This is a genomic window from Nonomuraea sp. NPDC049504 (assembly GCF_040676845.1).
Lineage (GTDB): Bacteria > Actinomycetota > Actinomycetes > Streptosporangiales > Streptosporangiaceae > Nonomuraea > Nonomuraea salmonea.
In genome coordinates this window covers 1-19,180 of sequence record NZ_JBFAPT010000027.1, presented here as the reverse complement: position 1 = coordinate 19,180, position 19,180 = coordinate 1, and the positions used below count along the sequence as shown (strand labels likewise).

Sequence of the window (19,180 nt, the reverse complement as noted above, 5' to 3'; positions counted from 1 at the left end):
CTGGAGCTTACCGGGGACGGGAGCGGGAGGAACGGTCGTTCCTCCCGCCCGTGAGCGCCGCTTACCCGTTCGTGGGAAAGCCCAGGTTCACGCCGCCGTGCGAGGGGTCGAGCCAGCGGGAGGTGACGACCTTGCCGCGGGTGTAGAAGTGCACGCCCTCGGTGCCGTGCACGTGGGTGTCGCCGAACAGCGACGACTTCCAGCCGCCGAAGCTGTAGAACGCCATGGGCACGGGGATCGGCACGTTGATCCCGATCATGCCGACCTCCACCTCGTTCTGGAAGCGCCTGGCCGCGCCGCCGTCGTTGGTGAAGATGGCGGTGCCGTTGCCGTACAGGCCGTTGTTGATGACCTCCAGGCCCTCCTCGTACGAGGAGACGCGCACGATCGACAGCACCGGGCCGAAGATCTCGTCGGTGTGCGCGCGCGACCCGACGGGCACGTGGTCGAGCACGGTCGGCCCGAGCCAGAAGCCGGGTGTCTCGGCCGCCTTGCCGCCGCCCAGCACGGGCGTCTCGCGGCCGTCCACGACCAGCTTGGCGCCCTCCTGGACACCGAGGTCGAGGTAGGAGGCGACCTTGTCGCGGTGCGGCCCGGTGACGAGCGGCCCCATCTCGGACTTGGGGTCGTCGCCAGGGCCGACCACGAGCCTGCCGACCCGTTCGACGATCTTGCCCACCAGCTCGTCGCCGATCGGGTCCACGGCCAGCACGACGGAGATCGCCATGCACCGCTCGCCCGCCGAGCCGAACCCGGCCGAGACCGCCGAGTCGGCCACCAGGTCGAGGTCGGCGTCGGGCAGCACCAGCATGTGGTTCTTGGCGCCGCCGAGCGCCTGGACGCGCTTGCCGTGGGCGGTGCCGGTCTCGTAGACGTACTGGGCGATGGGGGTGGAGCCGACGAACGACACCGCGCGCACGTCGGGGTGCTCAAGCAGCCGGTCCACGCTCACCTTGTCGCCCTGCACGACGTTGAACACGCCGTCGGGCAGCCCGGCCTCCTGCCACAGCCGCGCCATGAGCAGCGAGGCCGACGGGTCGCGCTCCGACGGCTTCAGCACGAACGCGTTGCCGCAGGCGATCGCGACCGGGTACATCCACATCGGCACCATGGCCGGGAAGTTGAACGGCGTGATGCCGGCCACCACGCCCAGCGGCTGGCGGATCGAGTAGGAGTCGACCCGGGTCGAGACACCCTCGGAGAAGCCGCCCTTGAGCAGGTGCGATATCCCGCAGGCGAACTCGACGACCTCCAGGCCGCGGGCCACCTCGCCGAGCGCGTCGGAGTGCACCTTGCCGTGCTCGGCCGAGATGAGGGCGGCCAGCTCGTCGCGGTGGGCGTACATCAGCTCGCGGAAGCGGAACAGCACCTGCGTGCGCTTGGTGAGCGAGGCGTCCCGCCAGGCGGGGTAGGCCGCGACGGCCGCCGCGACGGCGGCGTCCACGTCGGCGGCCGAGGCGAGCGCGACGTGGCCGCTCACCTCGCCGGTGGCCGGGTTGAAGATCTCCGCGGTACGCGCGGAGTCACCGTCGGCGAGTGCGCCGCCGATCCAGTGCTTGACGGACTTCACTGAGCCGCTGCCTCCGCGTCGATGGTCTCCAGAGCGGTCACGATGATGCCGAGCCCCTCGGTGGCCTCGTCCACGCTGAGGGTGAGCGGCGGCGCCATGCGGATGGCGGTGCCGTACAGGCCGCCCTTGCCGGCCAGCAGGCCCGCCCGCTTGGTCAGCTCCATGAAGCGGCCCGCCTGGGCGGGGCTCTCCAGCTCGACGGCGAACATCAGGCCCTTGCCGCGCACGTCCTTGACCACGGACAGGCGCTGCGCCGCGGCCTTGAGGCCGCTGATGATGATCTCCCCGGTACGGGCGGCGTTGGCCTGGAGGTCGTGGTCGAGCACGTAGTCGAGGGTGGCGTTGGCGGCGGCCATGGCGATGGGGTTGCCGCCGAAGGTGGACAGGCCCACCGCGTGCGGCGCGTCCATGAGGTCGCCGCGCGCGACGACGCCGCCCACCGCGAACCCGTTGCCGAGCCCCTTGGCGAAGGTCATCATGTCGGGCGTCACGCCGTGGTCGCCGATGCCGAAGAACGAGCTGCCGGTGCGGCCCCAGCCGGTCTGCACCTCGTCGGAGATGAACAGGATGCCCTGCTCGTCCAGCACCTCCTTGTAGGCGGCGAACAGCCCGTCGGGGGCCATCGTGAACCCGCCCACGCCCTGGATCGGCTCGGCGATCAGCGCCGCCACGTCGTTGGAGACGGAGGTGGCCAGGACGTGGCGCAGGTCGTCCACGCACGCCTTGATGTAGTCGGCGTCCGACAGGCCCTTGAACTGGGTCAGGTGCCGGTCGGCGCCGTGCAGGAAGTGCACGTTGAGCGGGGAGAGCGAGTTGTTCTTCCACGACCGGTTGGCGGTGACGCTGATCGCGCCGAAGCTGCGCCCGTGGTAGCTCTGCCGCATGGCCAGCACCTGGTCGCTCTTACGCGCGTACGTGGCCAGCAGCAGCGCGGTCTCGTTGGCCTCGGTGCCGGAGTTGGTGAAGAACACCTTGGCGTCGGGGATGCCGGACAGTCGCGCGATCTTCTCGGCCAGCTCGATCTGCCCCCGCAGCAGGTAGACCGTGCTGGTGTGGACGACGCCGGTGGCGAGCTGGCGCTCGACGGCATCGCGCACCTCCGGCACGTCGTACCCGATCATGTTGGTCAGGATCCCGGCGAAGAAGTCGAGGTAGCTCTTGCCGTCCGCGTCGATGACGCGGTTGCCCTTGCCGCTGACGATCTCGATGGGCTCGTTGTAGTTGAGTGCCAGCCAGTTGGGCAGCACTGCCCGGTGGCGCGCGAGTAGGTCCGACATGTTATCGAGTATCCCTTTCCGGTCGGGTGCCCTCCTATGTGCAACGTGTCGACGCGGCGGGAAAATGCCTTACACAGTGGAAACCCGTCACACGGGGCTGCCCTGCGGTGCGGGCGCGGGAGCGGCGGCGGGCGCCGGCGGGCGCAGCACGCTGACGGCCAGCAGCGCGGCGGCCACGCAGAAGGCGCCGCCCACCCACGAGCCGAGGTGCATGGCCGAGGTGAACGCCTCGTCGGCGACGTCGGCGAGCCCGAGCCCGTGCGCGCCCCCGATCGACTCCCTGGCGGCGGCCGGCAGATCGGCCGGCATCTCCGAGGTGTAGCGCCCGGCCAGCACGCTGCCGAGCACCGCGATGCTGAGCGCCATGCCCACCTGCTGCACGGTGTCGTTGAGCGCGGAGCCGACCCCGGCGTGATCGACGGGGATGGCGCCCATCAGCGAGGCGTACGCCGACGGCCCCGCCAGCCCGCCGCCCATGCCCATGATCACCAGGCCGGTCAGCAGCGGCAGATAGCCGGTGGTCAGCGCCATCACCACGAAGCCGCCCGCCATGAGCAGCAGCCCCGCGCCGACCAGCACCCGGTTGCTCAGCCGCCGCCCGAGCCCGGCGCCCACGCCGTTGAAGATCGCGGCGGCCACGGCGTACGGCAGCATGGCGAGCCCCGCCTGCATCTCCCCGTAGCCCAGCACGAACTGCAGGTACTGGGTCAACATCAGCATCACGGCGCCGGCGCCGAACGACATGAGCAGGATCGAGAACGAGGCGCCGCTGAAGTTGCGGTTGGCGAACAGGTGCAGCGGCAGCATCGGCTGCTTCTGCCTGCGCTCCCAGATGACGAACGCGGCCAGCGCGAGCACCGCGAGCGCGATGATCGGAAGGTTCCACTCCCGCTCGATGATCACGTAGACGCCCGCGGTCAGGCCGACGATCGACAGCACCACGCCGACCGGGTCGATCCTGCGCGCCGGGCTGCGGCTCTCGGGCATCAGGATGACGGCGGCCACGATGGCGATCGCCGCCACCGGCACGTTCAGCAGGAAGACCGAGCCCCACCAGTAGTGCTCCAGCAGGAAGCCGCCGAGCGTGGGCCCCGACACCATGCCGACCAGGGCCACCGCGCTCCAGCCCGCCATCGCCTTGCGCCGCTCGTCCGCGTCGAAGACGGTCATCAGGATCGACAGCGTGGACGGCATCACCAGCGAGCCGCCGACGCCCATGAGGAAGCGGGCGGCGATCAGCTGCCAGGGCTCGGTGACGACCAGGGCCAGCAGGGAGGCGCCGCCGAAGAACGCCAGCCCGACGATGAGGAAGCGGCGGCGGCCGTACTTGTCGGACAGGCTGCCCGCGGTCAGCAGCAGGCCGGCGAAGGCCAGCACGTACGCGTCGAGGATCCACTGGATGTCCGACGGCGTCGCGCCCAGCTCCTGGTTGAGCGACGGGATGGCCAGGTTGAGGACGGTGTTGTCGATGACCAGCACCAGCAATGCCAGGCAGAGGGCGGCCAGGATCCACCATCGGCGCGGGTCTCGTACAGCGTTCGAGTTCACTCGCACACCGTACGACACTCTCGCACAGTGTGCGAGTGGTTTTATCCTGGAGGCATGAGCAGCAAGCCGTTCTCCTCCGTCTGGGTCCGCGAGCCCCGCAAGAGCGCCGCCCCCGGCCGCACCAGGGAGGAGATCGTCGCCGCCGCCGTCGAACTGCTCGACCAGGAGGGGCTGGGCGGCCTCAGCATGCGCAAGCTCGGCGCCAAGCTGGACGCCGGCGCCACCAGCCTCTACTGGTACGTCGCTCACAAGGACGAGCTGCTCGAACTCGCCTACGACGAGGTGTGGGCGGAGATGACCGTGCCCGACCCCGACGAGGTGGGCTGGCGCGACGCCACGTCCGTGCTGGCCTACAGCATGCGCGAGGTGATCCTGCGCCACCCCTGGTCGGGCGACCTGATCGGCCGCCTGCCCGCGCTCGGGCCCCACGCGATGCGGGTCGCCGACCGGATGCGCCGGATGTTCAAGGCCGCCGGGTTCAAGGGCTTCGACGTCGACTTCGCCGGCTCCACGCTCACCGCCTACGTGTTCGGCATGACGATCCCCGAGATCGCCTGGAACGCCACGATGGGCGACCGCGACTACGACGCCGACGAGATGCGCGCCACCGTCCGCAAGGCCGCCGCGGCCCACCCCGAGATGCTGGAGAGCATCGACATGGACGTCTACGACGATCCCGACGCCATCCGGGCGCTGTGTTTCGACTTCGGTCTCGTGTCGCTGCTCGACGGTCTTGAGCGGCGGCTCGCGCCGTAGCAGGATCCCGGGCATGAGCGATTTCCGTGCCGCCCGCGACTTCCTCCTCGACGCCGACCCCGGCACCGCCAGGCGCGGCTTCCGCTGGCCCAGACCGGCCGAGTTCAACTGGGCGCTCGACTGGTTCGACGGGGTGCTGGCCGCCGAGACCCCCGAGGCCGTCGCTCTCAAGATCGTCGGCGAGAGCAGTGCCTCCTACACCTTCGCCGAGTTGTCGGCCCGCTCCAACCAGGTCGCCAACTGGCTGCACGAGCAGGGCGTGCGGCGGGGCGAGCGGATCCTGCTCATGCTGGGCAACCAGGCCGAGCTGTGGGAGGCGCTGCTCGCCGCGATGAAGCTGGGCGCGGTCATCATCCCGGCCACCACGCTGCTGACCGCGAAGGACGTCACCGAGCGCATCCAGCGCGGCGGGGTGTCCCACGTCATCGCGAACGCGGCCGACGCCGGCAAGTTCGAGGCCGGCGAGTACACGAAGATCGCCGTGGGCGACGCGTTCGGCTGGCTGCCCTTCCACGAGGCGTACGAGGCGGGCACGTTCTTCACCCCCGACGCGCCGACCAGGGCCGACGACACGCTGCTGCTCTACTTCACCTCCGGCACGACCTCCCAGCCGAAGCTGGTCGAGCACACCCACGCCTCCTACCCCGCGGGCCACCTGTCCACGATGTTCTGGATCGGGATCAGGCCCGGCGACGTGCACCTCAACGTCTCCTCGCCGGGCTGGGCCAAGCACGCCTGGAGCAACGTCTTCGCCCCCTGGAACGCCGGGGCGACCGTGCTGATCCACGACTACCAGCGCTTCTCCGCGTCCGCGCTGCTGGAGGTGCTGCGCGACGAGCGGGTGACCACGTTCTGCGCGCCGCCCACGGTGTGGCGGATGCTCATCCAGGAGGACCTCACCGCCTGGAGGCTGCCCCTGCGCACGGCCGTCGCCGCCGGCGAGCCGCTCAACCCCGAGATCATCGACCAGGTCGCCAAGGCGTGGGGCATCACGATCAGGGACGGCTACGGGCAGACCGAGACGACAGCGCAGATCGGCAACGCGCCGGGCGAGCAGGTCAGGCCGGGGTCGATGGGGCGCCCGCTGCCCGGCTACGAGGTCGTGCTGATCGACCCGGTCACCGGCGAGCAGGGGGACGACGGGGAGATCTGCCTGCCGCTGGACGACCGCCGCCCCCTCGGCCTCATGTCCGGATATGTCGGTGGATCGGGCGACGCGATGCGCGGCGGCTTCTACCACACCGGCGACGTCGCCACCCGCGACCAGGACGGCTACATCACCTACGTGGGCAGGACCGACGACGTCTTCAAGGCGTCCGACTACCGCATCTCGCCGTTCGAGCTGGAGAGCGTGCTGCTGGAGCACCCCGCCGTGGCCGAGGCCGCCGTGGTGCCCGCCCCCGACCCGGTACGCCTGGCGGTGCCGAAGGCGTACGTGCTGCTGGCCCCCGGCTTCGAGCCCGGCGAGGACACCGCGAGGTCGATCTTCGAGCACTGCCGCAGGGAGCTGGCGCCGTACAAGCGGGTGCGGCGCATCGAATTCGACGACCTGCCGAAGACGATCTCCGGCAAGATTCGCCGCGTCGAGCTGCGCGTTCGCGAACCCCGCCGGGAATATCGCGAAGAGGATCTCAACCCATGACATGTCCGACAATGTGTCATTCACCCCGTGGGCGTTCTTACAGGTTGATCGGCTAGGCTCTGCCCCGTGCTCCCCACCATCGCCGACGTCCTCGCCCTGGAGACCGTGCGCCGCGGCAGCCCGCGCGTGGTCGCGGGCGCGGACCGGCTGGACACCAAGGTGCGGTGGGTGCACGTCGGCGAGATCGCCGACATCGCCCATCTCCTGCGCGGCGGGGAGCTCGTGCTCACCACCGGCGTAGCGCTGCCCGAGGACCCCGAGAAGCTCGCCGACTACATCGGCGAGCTCTCCTCCGTCGGGGCGTCGGGGCTGGTCGTGGAGCTGGGCCGCAGGTTCGTCCGCGAGCTGCCGCGCGCGGTGACCAAGGCCGCCGAGGAGCACGGGCTGCCGGTCATCGTGCTGACCAGGGAGACCCCGTTCGTCCAGATCACCGAATCGGTGCACTCCCGGATCATCGACATCCAGCTCGAAGAGCTGCGCGCCTCCGAGCAGCTCCACGAGGTCTTCACCGAGCTGTCGGTCGAGGGCGCCTCGCCCGCCGAGGTGCTGGCGCAGGTGGCCCGGCTGTCCGGCCGGCCCGTGCTGCTGGAGAACCTCGCCCACCAGGTGCTGGCCTGCGAGTCCGCGGGGCGCGACGCGGGCGCCCTGCTGGCCGGGTGGGAGACCAGGTCGCGGGCGGTCGCGCCGGCCGAGCGCACGGCGTACGATCCGGCCTCCGGCTGGCTCGTCACCACCGTCGGGGCGCGCGGGCAGGACTGGGGGCGGCTCATCCTGCTCTGCGACGGCACGCCGTCACCGCGCGACATGGTGCTCGCCGAGCGGGCCGCCACCACGCTCGCCCTGGGCCGCCTGCTGGAGCGCCACCAGGAGTCGCTCGAACGCCAGGCCCACGGCACCATCCTCACCGGCATACTCACCCACGCCTACGCCGACCCCGACGAGGCCGCCGCCCGCGCCCGCGCGGTGGGCGTGCCGCTCACCGGGCGGCGGCTGATCAGCGTGGTCATCCGGCCGACCGAGCACATCGACCAGGCGCTCGACGGGCAGGCGCAGCTCGGCGAGCTGGCCGAGTGCACCGCCGCCGCCTGCCGCGACGCCCGCCTGCCCGCCCTGGTGGGCGCGCTCGACCAGGAGCGCGTGGGCGTGCTGCTGCCGCTCCCGCCGCGCACCCAGGCAGAGCCCGCGCTGACCGCGCTCGCCGAGCGGCTGCGCGGCCTGTGCGGGGCCGCGTTCGTGCTGGCGGCCGGCTCGGTCGTCGAGTCCATCAAGGACGTACGCCGTAGCTTCCTCGAAGCCGAGCAGGTCGCCGAGGTGGCGGTCCGCCAGCCCGACGGCCGCGCCTACTACCGCCTGCCCGACCTGCGCCTGCGCGGCCTGCTCCACCTGCTGCGCGACGACGCGCGGCTGCAGACGTTCGCCGAGCGGGAGCTGGGCCCGCTGCTGGCCCACGACGCGCAGCGCGGCGGCGACCTGACCCGCATCCTGCGCATCTACCTCGACTGCGGGCGCAACAAGGCGGTCGCCGCCCAGAAGGCCCACCTGTCCAGGCCCGCCTTCTACGACCGGCTGCGCCGCCTTGAGCGCATCCTCGACACCGACCTCGACGACGTCGAGTCCTGCCTGTCCCTGCACGTGGCGTTACTGGCGCTGGAGTCCTTCCGCAGGGAGAACCGCTGACGCGGGCGTTCGTCAGGCACGCGGGCGAACGTTCGTTCCCGGCGGCGTTCAGCCGAATCTGGCGTGGAACGCCGGGCGTTCACGCCTGGGAGGAAACGACGGCGCCGGGGGTCTCCAGGCCTGAGCGGTGGCGTGACGGCTGGTTCGGGTGGGCGGATCAGCCTGGCCGTGTCTGGTTCTCGATGTACTTCTTGATGATGTTCAAGGGCGCGCCGCCGCAGGAGGCGGCGAAGTGCTGGGCGACCAGAAGTGCCCGCCCCACAGATGGCGCCGGGCGGAAACGCCTTTGAGTGGGGTGACCAGCGCGCCGGGAACCTGGGCAGGCCGGGATCATCACGCCGGGCCGGCATCGAAGCCCGGCCGATCTCTTTCCGATCGTCGGCGGCTCAAGCGTATGACGATCGGTGCCTGTCCTGGCAGCATGAGGCGCGGACGGTGTCGATCTGGACGACCGCCGGGCGGCTGAAAGGGGTGGCCTTCACCGGCTCGGCGCGGCAACTGGCGCTGCTGGCCGCCCATCGACGCGGTGAGTCGGATCTGGTCTGCCGGGATGGGATGTGGTTCTTGCATGCCACGGTCGAGGTGGCCGAGCAGCCGCTGTCGGAACCGGACGGCTTCGTCGGGGTGGATCTGGGTATCGCCAACATCGCCACCACCTCCGATGGGGTCCGTCATTGCGGCAAGGCACTGAACGCGGTCCGCCACCGTCATCGCCGGCTTCGCCGCCGCCTGCAGGCCAGGCGGACCAAATCCGCCAAGCGGCTGCTGAAACGGCGGCGTCGTCGAGAGGCGCGGTTCGCCGCGCAGGTCAACCACGTCATCGCCAAAAGCATCGTGACCGAGGCAGAACGCACCGGGCGCGGGATCGCTCTGGAGGATCTCCAGGGCATCCGCGAGCGGGTACGGCTTCGCAAGCCCCAGCGGGTCACGCTGCACTCCTGGAGTTTCCATCAGCTCGGAGCTTTCATCGCCTACAAGGCGGTCCGGGCAGGAGTGGCGGTGATCGCCGTGGATGCGGCCCATACCTCACAGCAGTGCTCGCACTGCGGGCATGTGGACAAGCGCAACCGGCCTGACCAGGCCACCTTCTCGTGTACGTCGTGCGGTTTCGCTGAGCACGCCGACGTCAACGCGGCCCGGAACATCGCCTCACGCGGTGCGACGGGCTGGGCAGTGAGTCACGCTGCCTGACGCGGACCGGACCGTCGAAGCCATCGACGGCGAGGAACTGCAAGCTCGGTCGTTCACGACCGAGAAGCTGACAAGCCCATGGCCTGCTGCACCTCCTCCAGCGTCAGCACCGCCCGCTCGCGCGCCCGCTCGTTCCCCTCGGCCAGGATCCGGCGCGCGTCGCCCTCGCCCAGCTCGGCCCGCCGCTTCCTGATCGGCCGCAGGAACTCGTTGACCGCCTCCGTCGTCACCCGCTTGAGCGTCGCCGCGCCACCGTCGCCGATCTCCTCGGCCAGCTCGCGCGGCGACCTGCCGAGGCAGAGCCCGGCCAGCGTGAGCAGGTTGGCCACCTCGGGGCGGCGCTCCTCGTCGAAGGTGATGTGCCGCTCGGCGTCGGTGCGGGCCTTCCTGATGAGGGCGGCGGTCTCGTCCTCGGTGGCCGACAGGGCGATGGCGTTGCCCCTGCTCTTGCTCATCTTGCCGCCGTCGAGCCCCTTGAGCAGCGGCTGCTCCCCCATCATGGCCTCGGGCAGCGGGAACACCGTGCCGTACCGCTCGTTGAAGCGCCGCGCCACCAGCCGCGTCACCTCCACGTGCGGCAACTGGTCCTTGCCCACCGGCACCAGCGTGCCCTTGCAGAACAGGATGTCGGCCGCCTGATGCACCGGATAGGTGAACATCAGCCCGCTCACCGCCCGCTGCGAGCTGTGCGCGATCTCGTCCTTCACCGTGGGGTTGCGCCGCAGCTCCGCCACCGACACGAGGCTCAGGAAGGGCAGCAGGAGCTGGTTCAGCTCGGGGATCGCGCTGTGCTGGAAGATCACGGCCCGCGCCGGGTCGATGCCGACCGCGAGATAGTCGAGCACGAGGTCAGTGGTGTTGCGCCGGATCTCGCCGGGCGTGTCGCGGTCGGTGATCACTTGGTAGTCGGCGACCAGCACGTACATCGGATATCGGCCCTGCAACTCGACCCGGTTGGCCAGGGAGCCGAAGTAGTGGCCGAGATGCAGCGGCCCGGTCGGGCGGTCACCGGTCAGGACGATGTCGTTCATGGGATCTCTCCTGGGTCTCGTGCCGCCCCGGAGAGGACCTCGCATGATGGTGAAGGGCCGTCTCTGGGACGGCCCCCGCATGGGCGAATCAGCGGCCGTCTGTCGGCCGCCACCACATGCGGATACAAGTCATATACGCATGGTACTGGAGGGCGATGTCAATCTCGTAACCTCTTTACCCAGTTGGCGCGTTCTCCTGCCTCGGGGTCCTTGATCTCGCCACTATGGTGCGGTCCCTTGCACCGCCCTATGGAGAGTTCATGTCTCGACGCACGATCGCCGGCGGCCTGGCCATAGCCGCGGCGCTCACCATCACGGCGCTGCCCGCGACCGCGGAACAGCGCACGGTACGGTTCCCGTCGGCGAAGTTCCCGCTGGGCGCGCGACCCGTGCCGACCAAGACGATGACCGCCGTCACGCAGGGCATCGACCTGTACGACGTGCAGGCGGGCTCCGCCACCGACGGCTACACGCTGACCGTCTTGATGCCCAGCGGCCGCGACTACGGGATGCAGCACACCGCGGAGGCCAAGGCCGCCGAAGTGGAGGCCGCCGGGGAGACGCCCAGCGTCCAGAAGGTGGTCAGGCCGGGCGTCGCCGACGCTCCCTCGCAGACCGTCTACATGGTCCGCGTCGGCATGTGGCCGCTGAAGGACAAGAAGAAGGCCGAGAAGGCCGCCAAGAAGCTGAAGGAAGCGGGCCTGAAGGTCAAGGTCGACTACCTCGGGGACGACGGGCTCAAGACCACCGGGCCGTGGAGCGCCAAGGTCGTCATGGTCGACTCGCGGGTGTTCCGCGGCTCGTACGCCGCCTCGCTCGGCCGCAGCGTGGCCAAGCGCGAGACCGTCTCCTCGATGGTGAAGGCGGGCAAGGCGCTGGTCGGCGTCAACGGCGGCTTCTTCAACATCCACACCTCCAAGGCGCTGCGCGGCGAGCCGGTCGGCGCCTCCGTGGTCGGCGGCCGGCTGCTGAGCGAGGCCCTTCCCGGGCGCTCCGCCGTCGTGCTCAAGGGCCGTACCGCGAAGATCACCGAGCTGAGGACCGACGTCACCGCCGTCTCCCAGGACGGCACCAAGGTCGAGGTCAACGGCGTCAACCGGGCCGCCACCACCGACGAGCTGGTCCTCTACACCGAGGAGTGGGGCGCCAAGACCCCCTCCGGCGGCACCGACGCCGTCCTCGACGCCAACGGCAAGGTCGTCGGCCTGCGCGCGTCCGGCGCCGCCGTGGCCGCCGGGACGCGCGTGCTGCACGGCAACGGCCTGGCCGCCGACTGGATCAACGAGCACGCCTGGCAGGACTGGACCGTCAAGATCGTGACGAAGGTCGTGGACCTGCGTACCAAGCGGGCGCTCAAGCTCACCCCCGACCTGCACGTCATCTCCGGCGGCGTGGGGCTGGTCCGCAACGGCAAGGTGAAGATCACCGCCAAGCGGGACGGGCACGACTCAATCAACATGATCCTCCGCCGCCACCCTCGCACCCTCCTCGGCACGACCCGCAACGGCAGCCTCATCCTGGCCACCATCGACGGCCGCCGCCCCGGCGAGACCGTCGGCGCGAACTTCGTGGAGGCCGCCCAGTTCATGCGCTGGCTGGGCGCCACCCAGGCGATCAACCTGGACGGCGGCGGCTCCACGGCCATGGTGGTCGGCAAGAAGGTCGTCAACCGCCCCTCGGACGGCGCCGAACGCACAGTGGGCGACGCCCTCCTGGTCCTCCCCAAGTAGCCCTTCCAGTGCGGGACCCGCACCACCACGTGCGGGCCTCTTCCAGTGAGGGACCCGCACCACCACGTGCGGGCCTCTTCCAGTGAGGGACCCGCACCACCACGTGCGGGTCCCTTCGTGTGTCCTCCTCCGATCAGTTTTCCTCCTGGTGGACGAGGAGGACGAAGTCGAGGTCGAGGTGCGCGGGGCTGCCGGTCTGATCGGCGCCGTGCACGACCGCGAGCGTGCCCGGCCCCTTGGCCATGCCGTCACGCACCTCCCAGGGCGCGCCCATGGCGGCGCCCGAGCTGGTCGGCGATTGTCCCGAGCACCACCTCGTCCGCCGGTCGTCCACCGGCCATGCCCTGCTCCTCCTACCGTGTCCGCCTGATCGGCGGCCAGGCCGGCGGTCATCACGATTTTCCTGTTGTTGCAGTAATGACTGCAAGGACAGTAATCTGGCGGCATGGACGACACCCCCACCGACGCCGAGCTGGACTTCGTCGACGACGTCGCGAGCTTCTTCGCCAAGGAGGGCATGCCGCTGATCGCCGGCCGCGTGATCGGCTGGCTGCTCATCAGCGACCCGCCGGAGCAGAGCGCCGCCCGGCTCTCCGAGGTGCTGGGCGTCAGCCGCAGCTCGATCAGCAGCGCGACCAGGCTCCTGACGCCCAGCGGACTGGTCGAAGGGGTGCGGCGCAGAGGCGAGCGGCAGGAGTACTTCCGCATCGCGCCCGACGGGTGGAGCCGCATGCTGGCCGCCCGCTACGCCAAGACGGCCGCCTTCCGCGAGATCACCGAGGCCGGCCTGCGCGTGCTGGACGGCGGCTCCCCCGAGCGCCGCAAGCGCCTGGACAACGTCAACGAGCTCTACCGCTTCCTGGAGAGCGAGCTGCCCGCGCTGTGGCAGCGCTGGGAAGCCCACCGCGCCGCGAACGGGGGCGGCGGATGAGCGAGCCGCGCGGCACGTACCTGACCTTCCCCGAGGGGCGCCTGCACGTCCACGTCGCGGGCGACCCCGAGGCGCCACCGGTGGTGCTGCTCAGCGGCGCCGGCGTCGACAACGCGCTGCTGAGCTGGCGACCTCTCATCCCCGTCCTCGCGGCGGACCACTTCGTGCTCGCGCCCGACTGGCCGAAACAGGGCAAGAGCCGCCCGTGGCAGGGCCGGGCCACCCACGAGCGCATGCTGCGCTGCGTCACCGACGTGCTCGATCACTTCGGCCTCGGCTCGGCCGCCCTGGTCGGCCTGTCGCAGGGCGGCGCGCTCGCGCTCGCCACCGCCATCGAGCATCCGGGCCGCGTGGACCGCCTCGTGGCGCTCGCCCCGGCCGGCATCCTGGCGTTCCCGCCCGTGGTGCACCAGCTCCTCTGGCTCACCGCCAAGCTGCCGCTGCTCAACAGGACACTGCCGGGCGCGCTGCTCAGGACGCGCGCGCAGGTGGCGGCGTTCGCCCGCCGGGCGCTGTTCGCGGGGCCCGTACCGGACTTCGACGCGATCGTGGACGAGATCGTCGAAGAGGTACGGGCGGGCGGCGCGGGCTCGTCCGACTGGCAGAACGGCTCCATCGGCCCCTTCCGCATGCGCGTCGACCTGCGCCCGCGCCTGCCCGAGATCACCTGCCCCGTCCTGCTCATCCAGGGCGACAAGGACATCGGCGTGCCCCAGGCCCGTACGAGAGCCGCCGCCGCACTCATCCCCGGCACCCGCTACGAGCTGCTGGAAGGCGTCGGCCACTGGTCGAACCGGCAGTGCCCTGAGCGGGTGAACGAGCTCGTCTCGGCGTTCCTCGCCCCGGACGCCGAGCGCGCGACGAGCATGGACGACGTTGATCCTTTGGGCTAGTTTGCCCGGCATGAGGCTTCGTCGCGCATGGAGCGCGCTGTCGGCGGCTCTCGTCCTGGCCGCCCCGCTGCTCGTCCCACCCGCCGCCCAGGCAGGCCCGCCCCGGCTCGGCTGGGAGCTCAAGGAGACCGGGGTGACCGCGCGCCTGCGCGGCCTGGCGCCCGTCAGCAGGGACGTGGTGTGGGCCTCCGGCTCGGAGGGCGTCGTGCTGCGCACCGTGAACGGCGGCCGTACCTGGCGGAACGTCTCCCCGCCCGGCACCGAGGCGCTGCAGTTCCGCGACATCGAGGCGTTCGACGCGAACCGGGCCGTGGCGCTGTCCATCGGCGAGGGCACCGACTCGCGCGTCTACCGTACCGAGGACGGCGGGCGCACCTGGACGGAGACGTACCGGAACGACGAGCCGCGCGCCTTCTACGACTGCCTCGCCTTCTTCGACCGGCGGCACGGCCTCGCGATGAGCGACCCCGTGGACGGCCGCTTCCGCATCCTCGCCACCGATGACGGCGGACGGAGCTGGCAGGTCCTGCCCCCCGACGGCATGCCGCCGGCGCTGCCCGGCGAGGCGGGATTCGCGGCGAGCGGGCAGTGCCTGACCGTGGCCGGAGCGCGGGACGTCTGGCTGTCCACCGGCGGAGCCGACCGCTCCCGCGTGTTCCACTCGGCCGACCGGGGCCGTACGTGGACGGTCACCGACACCCCGATCCCGGCCGCCGACCCGGCACGCGGCGTCTTCGCCCTGGCCTTCCGCGACCGGCACCGAGGCATCGCGGTCGGCGGCGACTACCGCCCAGAAGAGGCATCACCCCACGCCGCCGCCATCACCCGGGACGGCGGCGCCTCCTGGCAGCCCGCCACCACGCCCCCACCCGCCTACCGATCGGGCGTCGCCTGGCTGCCCCACCTGCCCTTCGCCGCCATCGCCGTAGGCCCCTCCGGCAGCGACGTCTCCTGGTCGGCCGGCCGGACCTGGCAGACCTTCGACACCGGCTCGTTCGACACGGTGAGCTGCACCCGCGACCTGACCTGCTGGGCCTCCGGCGAATCCGGCCGCATCGCCCGCCTGGCGCTGCGGTGAGCAGCCCCGCCACCGGACCTGTTCGACGACGAGAAGGAGCCACCTCCAGCCCCTTCAACATTGAGGAGCAGCCCGCCTCCGAAGCCGTTCGACGCTGAGGAGGGGCCCCCTCCGAAGCCGTTCGGTGCTGAGGAGAGGCCGCCTCCGAACCCGTTCGACGCGGAGGCTGCGAGGAGGCGCTAGGTCCGTTCCGTCCAATAGGCGAGCTGTTCCCTCGTCGACCGCGTCACCGGATGGCCGGGGCCGAGCACGCGTTCCCTGATGGGCAGTAGCGCCGCGTACCGGTCCCTGGCGCCCGCCGGGTCCCCCGCCTGCCCGGTCCAATAGGCCAGGTTGGCGCGGGCGGTCAGCGTGTCGGGGTGCTCGGGCCCGGAGGCTCGCTCGCGCAGCGGGAGCAGGGCGAGGTACGCGTCCCTGGCCGCCGCCGGGTCGCCCAGCTCACCGGTCCACCGGGCCAGCTCGTGCCGGACGGTCAGCGTGTCGGGATGTTCGGGGCCGAGCACCCGTTCGCAGACCGGCAGCAACGCCGCATACAGGTCGTGCGCGGCCTCCGCGTCCCCCGCCTGCCCCGTCCAGTACGCCAGGTTGTGCCGCGTCGTCAGAGCGTCGGGATGGTCGGCGCCGAGCACCCGTTCCCTGACCGGCAGCAACGCCGCGCACTGCGCACGCGCGGTCCTCGGGTCGCCCGCCTGCCCGGTCCAGAAGGCCAGGTTGTGCCGGGTCGTCAGCGTGTCGGAGTGTTCGGCCCCGAAGGCGTGCTCGTGGCGTACCAGCAGCTCCGCGTACTGGTCGCGGGCCGAGACCGCGTCACCGAGCTCGCCCGTCCACCGCGCCAGCTCGTGCCGGGTGAGCAGGGTGGCGGGGTGCTGGGGGCCGAGCACGCGTTCCCTGACGGGCAGCAGCGCCGCGCAGTGGCCGCGGGCCTGCGCCGGGTCACCCGCCTCGCCGGTCCACAGCGCCAGGTTCGCCCAGGCGGCCAGCGTGTCGGGGTGGTCGCGCCCCTGGACGCGCTCGCGCATGGGCAGCAGCGCCGCGTACATGTCCCTGGCCGACGCCGCGTCCCCCAGCTCACCCGTCCACCGCGCCAGCTCGTGCCGGACGGTGAGCGTGTCGGGGTGGTCGGCACCGGACACGCGCTCCCGTACGACGAGCAGCGCCGCGTACATGTCCCTGGCCGCCGCCGCATCGCCCAGCTCACCCGTCCAGCGCGCCAGCTCGTGCCGGGTGATCAGCGTGGCCGGATGCTCGGCCCCCTGCACCCGCTCGCGAACTGGCAGCAACGCCGCATACCGGTCGCGCGCCCCGACCGGATCACCCGCCTCGCCGGTCCACAACGCCAGGTTCGCCCGAGCGGCGAGTGTGTCGGGGTGCTCGGCGCTCTGCACCCGCTCCCGGATCGGCACGAGCTCGGCGTACATGTCCCTGGCCGACGCCGCGTCCCCCAGCTCACCCGTCCAGCGTGCCAGCTCGTGCCGGATGGTCAACGTGTCGGGATGCTCCGCGCCCTGCACCCGCTCCCCGATCGGCAGCAGCTTCGCGTACTGCCACCGCGCCGACGCCGCGTCCCCCAGCTCGCCGGTCCAGCGGGCCAGCTCGTGCCGGATGGCCAGCGTGTCCGGATGCGTGGCCCCGAGCTCCAGCACCCGCAGCGGCAGCAGCTCCGCGTACATGTCCCTGGCCGCCGCCGCGTCCCCCAGCTCACCCGTCCAGCGTGCCAGCTCGTGCCGGGCGGTCAGCGTGGACGGATGCTCAGGCCCCAGCCGGGCCGCGAGCGCCGCGCAGATCTCCTCATACAGCGCCCGCGCCGTCCGGTAGTCGCCGCTCGCTCCCAGGTACCGCGCCGTCTTGTCCATGCCGGCCGACGCCGGGGTGAGCACCGTCAGGATGTGCGGCAGCAGCTCGGCGTACCGGGGCCAGGCGGCGGCGTCGAGCGGATCCGCCGGCAGCACCGACTCCAGGAGCACGGCCGCGACGTCCCGCCACCGCTGCTGCTCGGGCGGCGGCAGCTGGTCGAGAGTGACGGCCTGCACCAGCCGGTGCACCGAGACCAGGCCGTCCGCGGGATGGCTGATCAGGCTGTGCCCGCGCAGCGCGCTCACCGCCGCGTTCACCGCCAGCGGGTCGCACGGCAGCTCCTGGAGCACCATCACCGCACTCAGCCATGGCCGCACCTCACGCACCCGCCGCAGCGGCGTGCTCGGCAGCCGTCCGTACGCCCGCTGCCTGCGCAGGTCGGCCGCCAGCACCTCACGCGGCGCCCGCCCTTCGAGCGGCGACAGCAGCAGCTGGTACGGGATCGGCTCGTGCGAGCAGCATGCCAGCACCCGCAGCAGCGCGATCGCCTCCGGGCTGGTGCGCTCCAAATTGCTGAACGACAGCTGCCACGTCGTCGTGACCCGCTCCCGATGCCCCCACGGCTGCCCCTGGGCCAGCACCTCGGCCCGCTGGTCGTGCAGCAGCTCCAGGTACTCGGCCGGCCGCAGCCCCGTCTCCGCCATGAACGCCGCCGCCTGCTCCAGCGCCAGCGGCAACGCGCCCAGCTCCGCCACCACCGCCGCGGCGGTCACCGCGTCCTCCTGGCCTGACCTCGCCAGCACCAGCTCCGCCCCCGGGCCCGGCTCCAGAACCGGCACCTCCAGCCCCTGCTCCGGCGGCCAGCTCCCCGACCTGCTGGTGACCACCACATGCCCGGGCCCCGCCGGCGGCAGATACCGCCGCACCGTCCCGGCATCCGGCGCGTTGTCGAAAATCAGCAACCAGCATTCCGTACGCGCGGCCAGCGCCGCATGCACCTGATCCACCGGATCGGCCGCGTCGGCCGTCTCCCGCAACCCCAGCAACGCCGCCAGCCGCGCAAAAGCCGCCGACAACACCGCGGAATCGTGCGCCGGCAGTTGCCAGACGAGCTGATAGTCACCCTGATGCCGATGGGCGTACTCAACGGCCACACTCGTCTTCCCCACACCACCCAGCCCGTGCAACGCCACCACACTCGGCCGACCAGGCCCCCGCCGCAACCGCTCCCTGACCTCGCCGATCACCTCCTCCCTGCCCAGCAGCAGCGGCGGCCGCGGCGCAAGCTGCACCGGCCGCGTCGGCACCTGCGGCCGCGACTCCAGCCGCACGTCCCCCGCCACATCCACCCGCCCCACATTGACGGCCGTCGCCCCATCACCCGTCATAGCCACTCCCGGATTCGCCTCCCCAACGGAAATGGAACGCTCCACTTGTCCTGATTTGCCACCCGCTCCTGCACGCGGCGGCACCCCCGGCGTCCGAATGACCATCACCGTCACCACCACCAACCCCACACCCCCGACCGCGATGCTGAGCAAGCTGTCCATCTCATCCAGCACCCTGAGCACCGATCCCGGCACCCCGAACATCTCAGCGACGATGTCCACAACCCCCGCCAGCACCAACGTGCACGCAACCGGAGCAACCGTCCACACAAGGACCCGCAATCGCCGGCGCCGCCGTCTCACCTGCACCGATGCCTGCCCCGAAGTATGAGAACCCGTCACACTCCCAGAGTGACCCGCCCACCACCCCGCCGCCACCAGAACTCCACCATGCCCGAAAAGCCCCACCACCCACACCGTAACCCCACCCGGCAAGATCCCGTGGCTCCAACGACGAGCACGAGTCAGCTCAGAACCGCCGGCCTATGGGAAGCAGCACCCCAGCCCGACCCCGGGCATGCGGAAAAAAAGGGGTCCGGACATGCGGAAAGGGCCCCAACACCCCGTAAGGCGTTGAGACCCTTTCCTTGAAAGTTTGTGCGGCGGTGACCTACTCTCCCACACCCTCCCGAGTGCAGTACCATCGGCGCTGGGAAGCTTAACTTCCGGGTTCG

Annotated in this window: 15 protein-coding genes and 1 pseudogene; 9 read left to right on the top strand and 7 right to left on the bottom strand. The window is 71.3% G+C overall.

The features are described 5' to 3' along the window. Positions 1–61 precede the first annotated feature (61 nt). The 3 genes from AB0K28_RS39375 to AB0K28_RS39365 all read right to left on the bottom strand — a co-directional run bounded on the left by AB0K28_RS39375 (position 62) and on the right by AB0K28_RS39365 (position 4,395). The gene (locus tag AB0K28_RS39375) at positions 62–1,570 is read right to left on the bottom strand and encodes a CoA-acylating methylmalonate-semialdehyde dehydrogenase (RefSeq protein WP_364380328.1); all 1,509 of its coding nucleotides are present in this window, start codon (positions 1,568–1,570) and stop codon (positions 62–64) included. Continuing rightward, entirely contained in the window at positions 1,567–2,847 is a 1,281-nt protein-coding gene (locus tag AB0K28_RS39370) for an aspartate aminotransferase family protein (RefSeq protein WP_364380325.1), read from the bottom strand. The genes AB0K28_RS39375 and AB0K28_RS39370 overlap by 4 nt, the downstream gene beginning before the upstream one ends. Positions 2,848–2,934: 87 nt before the next feature. Continuing rightward, positions 2,935–4,395, bottom strand: a complete 1,461-nt coding sequence (locus AB0K28_RS39365) for an MFS transporter (protein ID WP_364380322.1) — start codon at positions 4,393–4,395, stop codon at positions 2,935–2,937. 54 nt (positions 4,396–4,449) lie between these two features. On the opposite strand from AB0K28_RS39365, the gene AB0K28_RS39360 reads away from it, so the two are divergent. From AB0K28_RS39360 to AB0K28_RS39350, 3 genes are all read left to right on the top strand, one after another. Then, positions 4,450–5,151 carry a TetR/AcrR family transcriptional regulator gene (locus AB0K28_RS39360; protein WP_364380319.1) on the top strand — a complete coding sequence of 234 codons (702 nt, stop codon included), beginning with the start codon at positions 4,450–4,452 and terminating at the stop codon, positions 5,149–5,151. Positions 5,152–5,164: 13 nt separating this feature from the next. Then, positions 5,165–6,793 (top strand): AMP-binding protein, encoded by a 1,629-nt coding sequence (locus tag AB0K28_RS39355; RefSeq protein WP_364380316.1) that lies wholly within the window; start codon positions 5,165–5,167, stop codon positions 6,791–6,793. A 66-nt stretch (positions 6,794–6,859) separates the two neighbouring features. After that, a complete protein-coding gene (locus AB0K28_RS39350) occupies positions 6,860–8,470 on the top strand; it encodes a PucR family transcriptional regulator ligand-binding domain-containing protein (protein ID WP_345398214.1) in 1,611 nt (536 codons plus the stop codon). 157 nt (positions 8,471–8,627) lie between these two features. Here the strand turns inward: AB0K28_RS39350 and AB0K28_RS39345 are convergent. After that, positions 8,628–8,773, bottom strand: a pseudogene (locus AB0K28_RS39345) (transposase); the annotation flags it as partial. A gap of 132 nt (positions 8,774–8,905) precedes the next feature. Between AB0K28_RS39345 and AB0K28_RS39340 the strand changes: the two are divergent. Further along, positions 8,906–9,661, top strand: a complete 756-nt coding sequence (locus AB0K28_RS39340; protein WP_364380312.1) for a transposase — start codon at positions 8,906–8,908, stop codon at positions 9,659–9,661. A gap of 53 nt (positions 9,662–9,714) precedes the next feature. On the opposite strand, the gene trpS is transcribed toward AB0K28_RS39340, so the two are convergent. Then, positions 9,715–10,692, bottom strand: a complete 978-nt coding sequence (gene trpS, locus AB0K28_RS39335) for a tryptophan--tRNA ligase (RefSeq protein WP_364380309.1) — start codon at positions 10,690–10,692, stop codon at positions 9,715–9,717. Between the two features lie 260 nt (positions 10,693–10,952). Between trpS and AB0K28_RS39330 the strand changes: the two genes are divergently transcribed. Then, the gene (locus AB0K28_RS39330; protein WP_364380306.1) at positions 10,953–12,422 is read left to right on the top strand and encodes a phosphodiester glycosidase family protein; all 1,470 of its coding nucleotides are present in this window, start codon (positions 10,953–10,955) and stop codon (positions 12,420–12,422) included. 133 nt (positions 12,423–12,555) lie between these two features. On the opposite strand, the gene AB0K28_RS39325 is transcribed toward AB0K28_RS39330, so the two are convergent. Beyond that, positions 12,556–12,756 carry a hypothetical protein gene (locus tag AB0K28_RS39325; protein ID WP_364380303.1) on the bottom strand — a complete coding sequence of 67 codons (201 nt, stop codon included), beginning with the start codon at positions 12,754–12,756 and terminating at the stop codon, positions 12,556–12,558. A gap of 111 nt (positions 12,757–12,867) precedes the next feature. Between AB0K28_RS39325 and AB0K28_RS39320 the strand changes: the two genes are divergently transcribed. From AB0K28_RS39320 to AB0K28_RS39310, 3 genes are read left to right on the top strand one after another with little or no spacing between them, the layout of a single operon-like run. Further along, entirely contained in the window at positions 12,868–13,353 is a 486-nt protein-coding gene (locus AB0K28_RS39320) for a MarR family transcriptional regulator (protein ID WP_364380300.1), read from the top strand. After that, positions 13,350–14,246, top strand: a complete 897-nt coding sequence (locus AB0K28_RS39315) for an alpha/beta hydrolase (protein WP_364380297.1) — start codon at positions 13,350–13,352, stop codon at positions 14,244–14,246. The genes AB0K28_RS39320 and AB0K28_RS39315 overlap by 4 nt, the downstream gene beginning before the upstream one ends. Positions 14,247–14,256: 10 nt before the next feature. Continuing rightward, positions 14,257–15,324 carry an oxidoreductase gene (locus tag AB0K28_RS39310; protein WP_364380294.1) on the top strand — a complete coding sequence of 356 codons (1,068 nt, stop codon included), beginning with the start codon at positions 14,257–14,259 and terminating at the stop codon, positions 15,322–15,324. Between the two features lie 179 nt (positions 15,325–15,503). Here the strand turns inward: AB0K28_RS39310 and fxsT are convergent, their stop codons facing one another. After that, positions 15,504–18,506, bottom strand: coding sequence for an FxSxx-COOH system tetratricopeptide repeat protein (gene fxsT, locus AB0K28_RS39305; protein WP_364380291.1), 3,003 nt, complete (start codon positions 18,504–18,506; stop codon positions 15,504–15,506). Positions 18,507–18,603: 97 nt separating this feature from the next. Here fxsT and AB0K28_RS39300 point away from each other — a divergent pair, with 97 nt between their 5' ends. Beyond that, positions 18,604–18,837 (top strand): hypothetical protein, encoded by a 234-nt coding sequence (locus AB0K28_RS39300; RefSeq protein WP_364380288.1) that lies wholly within the window; start codon positions 18,604–18,606, stop codon positions 18,835–18,837. Positions 18,838–19,180: the final 343 nt, after the last annotated feature.

Excerpts from the sequence above, each read along its gene's own strand:
- AB0K28_RS39370 (WP_364380325.1), bottom strand. The coding sequence starts at position 2,847 with ATGTCGGACCTACTCGCGCGCCACCGGGCAGTGCTGCCCAACTGGCTG.
- AB0K28_RS39360 (WP_364380319.1), top strand. The coding sequence starts at position 4,450 with ATGAGCAGCAAGCCGTTCTCCTCCGTCTGGGTCCGCGAGCCCCGCAAG.
- AB0K28_RS39355 (WP_364380316.1), top strand. The coding sequence starts at position 5,165 with ATGAGCGATTTCCGTGCCGCCCGCGACTTCCTCCTCGACGCCGACCCC.
- trpS (WP_364380309.1), bottom strand. The coding sequence starts at position 10,692 with ATGAACGACATCGTCCTGACCGGTGACCGCCCGACCGGGCCGCTGCAT.
- AB0K28_RS39330 (WP_364380306.1), top strand. The coding sequence starts at position 10,953 with ATGTCTCGACGCACGATCGCCGGCGGCCTGGCCATAGCCGCGGCGCTC.
- AB0K28_RS39320 (WP_364380300.1), top strand. The coding sequence starts at position 12,868 with ATGGACGACACCCCCACCGACGCCGAGCTGGACTTCGTCGACGACGTC.
- AB0K28_RS39315 (WP_364380297.1), top strand. The coding sequence starts at position 13,350 with ATGAGCGAGCCGCGCGGCACGTACCTGACCTTCCCCGAGGGGCGCCTG.
- AB0K28_RS39310 (WP_364380294.1), top strand. The coding sequence starts at position 14,257 with ATGAGGCTTCGTCGCGCATGGAGCGCGCTGTCGGCGGCTCTCGTCCTG.
- fxsT (WP_364380291.1), bottom strand. The coding sequence starts at position 18,506 with ATGACGGGTGATGGGGCGACGGCCGTCAATGTGGGGCGGGTGGATGTG.
- AB0K28_RS39300 (WP_364380288.1), top strand. The coding sequence starts at position 18,604 with ATGACCATCACCGTCACCACCACCAACCCCACACCCCCGACCGCGATG.